A 4,539-nucleotide genomic window follows, 5' to 3' on the forward strand; every position below is an offset into this window, starting at 1 on the left:
CCCGGGAAGCCCGCCCCCGACTCCACCCGGCGCAGTGAGAAGTCCCGCCGAGCGATCTACGACGCCGCCCTCGCGCTCGTCGTCGAGGCCGGCTACCCGAAGACCACCATCGAGGGGATCGCCGCCCGCGCCGGGGTCGGCAAGCAGACGATCTACCGATGGTGGTCGTCCAAGGCGGACGTCCTGATGGAGGCGTTCCTCGACCTGGCCGAGCAGGCCGTGCCGGACACCGGGCCGGAGCCGTACGTCTTCCCGGACACCGGCGATCTCGCCGCCGACGTCAAGGCCGTCCTGCGCGCCACCGTCGACCAGATGCGCGACCCCAGGTTCGACGTGCCGTCCCGCGCGCTGGCCGCCGAGGGCGTCGTCAACGAGCAGCTCGGGCGCGAGCTCGTGGCCAAGCTGATGCAGCCCTCACTGGATCTCTACGTCGCCCGGCTGCGCGCCGCGCAGGAGGCCGGCCAGGTGCGGCCCGAGATCGATCCGCGCATCGCCCTGGAGTTCTTCATCTCCCCGCTCGCCCAGCGCTGGCTCCAGCACACCGGCCCGATCTCCTACGAGTACACCGACACCCTCGTCGACTACGCCCTTCACGGCCTGGCCCCGCGCTGAGCGGCCCGGGCCAGACGTCCCGGAGCGTCCGTGATCACGCCGCCGCAGCCCAGAGCCAGCACCCGGTCCCGCTGCGCGTCCGTCACCACGGTGTGCGCCCACACCCGGGCGATCCCCGAGTTCACCGCCCGCACCAGATCCGCGTCGCGTGCCCGGTGGTCCACGTCCAGCAGGTCCACGAACGACCGCCAGCGCTCCGGGCGGTCCGTGCGCAGCTGCCGCGCCGAGCGCCACAGCTGTGTAAGGAGCCCGAGGCGGTGGACGCGCCGGGCCACCTCCGGGTCGTTGGAGTTCACGAACACCGAGCGGGTCAGGCCGCGGGACCGGATCAGCGCGGCCAGCCGCTCCAGGCTCCGCGGGTCCTTCGCCTCCAGCATCAGCACGATCCGGCCGCCGAAACGATCCAGCACCTCGGCGACCGTCGGCGGCCGCTCCGACCGCCAGCTCCCCGGGAGCCTGTCCTTCGGGCGCAGCCGTACGCCCCGCCACTCCCGGGCGTTCAATCCGTGCACCGCGCCGCCCAGGTAGGTCGTGCGGTTCAGGGTCTCGTCGTGGAACACCACCGGCGTGCCGTCGCGCAGCAGCCGCGTGTCGAAGTCCAGCACCTGCGCCGTCCCGCGCTCGTAGGCGGTCGTCAGCCCCGCCATGCTGTTCTCGGGGACCTCGCGGGCGCCGCCGCGGTGCGCGACGTACGTGATCCGGGGCAGGGCCGCCACGGTCAGCGGACCCGCGCCCCACTCCAGCGGAGCCGGGGCACGGCCGCCGGGTCCCGTGAGGGCCAGCGAGACCACGGAGGCCGCGGAGGCCAGACCCGTCAGCGCGATCCTTGTGACCATGGCGACCACGGTAGGACGCCATGTCATGGCAAAGCAGGCAATGACACCAGATCGAGGGGGGAAGCAGCGTTCGTCGTTTCTCGTCCCTTCGGATGCCCGCTGTACGTTGCGTCCTTCCTGTCCTGGATGGTGGGCACTGGCCCCCCGGTGCGCGGGAAGATGGGACCATGAGGCATGCTGTTCCGCACGACGGCGAGGCGAGGGGATAGATGAGCGCGGAGTTCGGCGGCCGGACCGGCCTGCAGCGCAAACTCACCCAGTGGCTGCGCGCCGGGCGCCGGCCGAAGGAGACCGCCGGGGACGGCGGCCGTGAGGCCCTGCTGCTCGCCGCCGCCGGCGCGGGACTGCCCCTGGCGCCCGCGGCCCACCCGGCCGGGTACCGCTGCTCCTGCGACCGCGTCGGCTGTCCCACCCCCGCCCGGCACCCGGTGTCCTTCGCCTGGCAGACGCAGTCGACCACCGACCCCGCCCAGATCGAGCGCTGGGCCCGCCATCAGCCGCAGGCCAACTTCATCACCGCGACCGGCATGGTGCACGACGTCCTCGACATGCCCCTCGATGCCGGTCGCGACGCTTTGGAGCGGCTGCTCGCCGCCGGCGTCGAGGTCGGGCCGGTCGCCGAGAGCGACGACGGGCGCCTCCTCTTCTTCACCCTCACCCGCGGCACACCCGAGGACGAGGACGAGTGGTGGCCGTGCGAACTGGACTGCCACCCGGAGACCGCGGACGAACACCCCGGGCTGCGCTGGCACTGCCGGGGCTCCTACGTCCTCGTACCCCCGGCTCGGCTGCCCGGTGAGGACCAGGCGGTGCGGTGGGTGCGCGGGCCGGAGCACGCGCTGCCGGACCCGCTGAGCCTGCTGGAGGTGCTCACGGAGGTCGGCGGACGGTACGTCGCTGAGGACACCGGGCACGCCAGGGCGGCCTGGCCCACACCGCGGCACTGAAGCCTGCCCCCGGCGACCGTGCCGTGAGGGCGGGCCTTGGCCACGAGCCCTCCGCCGAGCGGGTCTTGGCCACGAGCCCTCCGCCGAGCGGGTCTTGGCTACGAGCCCTCCGCCGTGAGGGCCGTGGCTACGAGCCCTCCGCCGAGGTCAGGCCCTGGATCCTGCCCAGGATCGTCACCTTGCCCTGGCCCTTGGGGTCCAGCGCCACCTCGTTGGAGACGAACTCCATGGTGAGGGACTGCTTGATCTCACCCTTCGTCAGGGCGAGGACGTCCTTGCCGGGGGCGGGACCGGACGTGCCGGCGTAGGCGGTCTGCTTCTCGAAGTGGCGTGTGGTGAAGAACACCAGTGCCCCGCCGTCCGCCGTGCGCAGCGCCAGCGGCGCGTAGTCGCCGTTCGTCAGCGGCTCGTCGATGTACTGGGTGACCATGCCCGGCTTCTTGGAGTTCTTCTGTCGCAGGGCACGCCACTGGTCGGTGTGAGGGCCGTCCGCGAAGGTCTCTCCGCCGCCCTGCAGATACGTCGTGTACGTCCGGCTCAGCTCGCCGGGGTCCGCCGCCAGGTCTGTGGAGTTCACGGGGACGGACTCGGCCCAGCCGTCGGCGTCCTTCTTGAACTGCGGCACCTTGCCCGGGGCGACGAGCGTCAGGTACGCCACCTGGAACGGGTCGTCCAGGCTGCTGCGGGTGAACACGAGCAGCCAGCGGGCGGTGCCGCCCTTGTTGCCGGCCGCGTCGACGACGAACCAGCGGGGCCAGCCCGCCTTCTTGGGGATCGTGAACTTCGTGTCCGTCAGCTTCAGCGGGGTGTGGTTCGGGTTGCCGTCCGGATTGTTCGCCCTCCCGGCCTTCAGACGGGCCGAGTCGATGTCGGCGAGAGCGCCGGTGGTGTGGTCGGCGTCCAGGGTGCCGTCGTAGGCCTTGTCGGCCGCGTTGTACGCGGTCGTGAACTCCTGGAGAGCCTCGGCGGCTTCGGCGCGGGTCGAGGACGGGAGGATCTCACGTTCGCCGTGCACGACGACGCATCCACCGGCCGACAGCGACAAAGCGGCCGTCGAGGTTGCTATGAGGGCGCTCCGGACGGGCCTGCGCAGCGTACGAGGGTCGCGATCCCTGCTCATCGGGTACCTTCACCTTCCCCTTTCCGGAGGCGAACCCTACCGGGTGCCTCCGGCGGTTGGGCCGCGGGTGGGGGTGCGGGTCCGCAGGCGGGACACCGTTCCGCCGGGTCGCGCACCCACCCGGCCTCAGGCGTCGGCGGTGGTGCGTTGTCCTGCCTTGTCGCGTACCTGAGCCGGGGCCGTCGTCCGGGTCGGTGCCAGGAACAGGGCCAGCGTCGGGATCAAGTACAGGAGCCACACCGTGACTTGGAGTGTGGTGGGGTCGGGCAGGAAGTCGGCCTCCTGGAGGTCGTGGAAGCCGTACGCCAGGACGCCGGCCGCGACGACCACCAGCATGCCGCCGGTGTACGTGAAGAACCTGGCCAGATCGATGCGCAGCGCCCCCCGGTGGAACAGCAGGCCCAGGAGGACCGCCGTCGTCAGGCCCAGGGCGACGCCGAGCAGGGGACGCGGTGTGCCGTCGCTCGCCGCGTGCACCGAGGCACAGACGATGGTTGCGTCAAGGGACGGTCAAAGGTCGCATCACGACCCCTGGGTCACCGGCATGCCCTTGACCGGCGAGAATGCCCCTGTGACTGACTACGACGTGCTCCGCGTCTTCTGCGGGCCGAACGGTGGGTACGGCAACGAGCTCGGGGTCGTGCGCGAGGGATCCGTGATGCCCGAGCGGGACGAACGGCAGGCGTTCGCCGCGAAGGTCGGATTCAGCGAGACCGTGTTCGTCGACGACCCCGAGCGCGGAGTGATCGACATCTACACCCCGACGCTGCGACTGCCCTTCGCCGGGCACCCCTGCGTCGGCACGGCATGGCTGCTCGACGTGCCCGAACTGGTCACGCCCGCGGGCGTGGTCGGCGCCCGGCAGGACGGGGAGTTCTGCTGGATCGAGGCCCGGGCGGAGTGGGTGCCGCCGTGGACCCTGCGCCGGTACGGCAGTGCCGCCGAGGTCGACGACCTGGCCGTCCCGCCACCGGGGGTGGGGGCACCTCCCACGCCTTTCGGGCAGTGGGGGAGGGTGTACGCC

The 4,539-nt window shown here is 72.0% G+C and carries 5 protein-coding genes and 1 pseudogene; 3 read left to right on the forward strand and 3 right to left on the reverse strand.

Going from position 1 to position 4,539, the window contains the following annotated elements; genetic code table 11:
* Positions 1-612 (forward strand): TetR/AcrR family transcriptional regulator (locus tag C1J00_RS38630; protein WP_102913555.1); only part of this gene is annotated, 612 nt, incomplete at its 5' end.
* Here C1J00_RS38630 and C1J00_RS38635 read toward each other — a convergent pair.
* Complete coding sequence (locus C1J00_RS38635) at positions 591-1,448, reverse strand: glycerophosphodiester phosphodiesterase (protein ID WP_102913558.1); 858 nt, start codon at positions 1,446-1,448, stop codon at positions 591-593. The two genes, C1J00_RS38630 and C1J00_RS38635, sit on opposite strands and share 22 nt — an antisense overlap.
* A 209-nt stretch (positions 1,449-1,657) precedes the next feature.
* On the opposite strand from C1J00_RS38635, the gene C1J00_RS38640 reads away from it, so the two are divergent.
* Complete coding sequence (locus tag C1J00_RS38640; RefSeq protein WP_102913556.1) at positions 1,658-2,395, forward strand: bifunctional DNA primase/polymerase; 738 nt, start codon at positions 1,658-1,660, stop codon at positions 2,393-2,395.
* 127 nt (positions 2,396-2,522) lie between these two features.
* Here C1J00_RS38640 and C1J00_RS38645 read toward each other — a convergent pair whose 3' ends face one another.
* Both C1J00_RS38645 and C1J00_RS38650 read right to left on the reverse strand, forming a co-directional pair.
* Positions 2,523-3,515: an SCO2278 family lipoprotein gene (locus C1J00_RS38645; protein ID WP_102913557.1), complete on the reverse strand. Its 993-nt coding sequence runs from the start codon at positions 3,513-3,515 to the stop codon at positions 2,523-2,525.
* 126 nt (positions 3,516-3,641) lie between these two features.
* Positions 3,642-4,013 (reverse strand): annotated as a pseudogene (locus C1J00_RS38650) (FTR1 family protein); the annotation flags it as partial.
* 73 nt (positions 4,014-4,086) lie between these two features.
* Between C1J00_RS38650 and C1J00_RS38655 the strand changes: the two are divergent.
* A partial coding sequence (locus C1J00_RS38655; RefSeq protein WP_146046346.1) for a PhzF family phenazine biosynthesis protein occupies positions 4,087-4,539 on the forward strand: 453 nt, incomplete at its 3' end.

The sequence above is a fragment of the Streptomyces cahuitamycinicus genome (genome assembly GCF_002891435.1).
Taxonomy (GTDB): Bacteria; Actinomycetota; Actinomycetes; order Streptomycetales; family Streptomycetaceae; genus Streptomyces; species Streptomyces cahuitamycinicus.

What these genes read in the sequence shown, in the direction of transcription:
- C1J00_RS38645 (WP_102913557.1), bottom strand. Translation starts at nt 3,515, where the DNA reads ATGAGCAGGGATCGCGACCCTCGTACGCTGCGCAGGCCCGTCCGGAGC.
- C1J00_RS38635 (WP_102913558.1), bottom strand. Translation starts at nt 1,448, where the DNA reads ATGGTCACAAGGATCGCGCTGACGGGTCTGGCCTCCGCGGCCTCCGTG.
- C1J00_RS38640 (WP_102913556.1), top strand. Translation starts at nt 1,658, where the DNA reads ATGAGCGCGGAGTTCGGCGGCCGGACCGGCCTGCAGCGCAAACTCACC.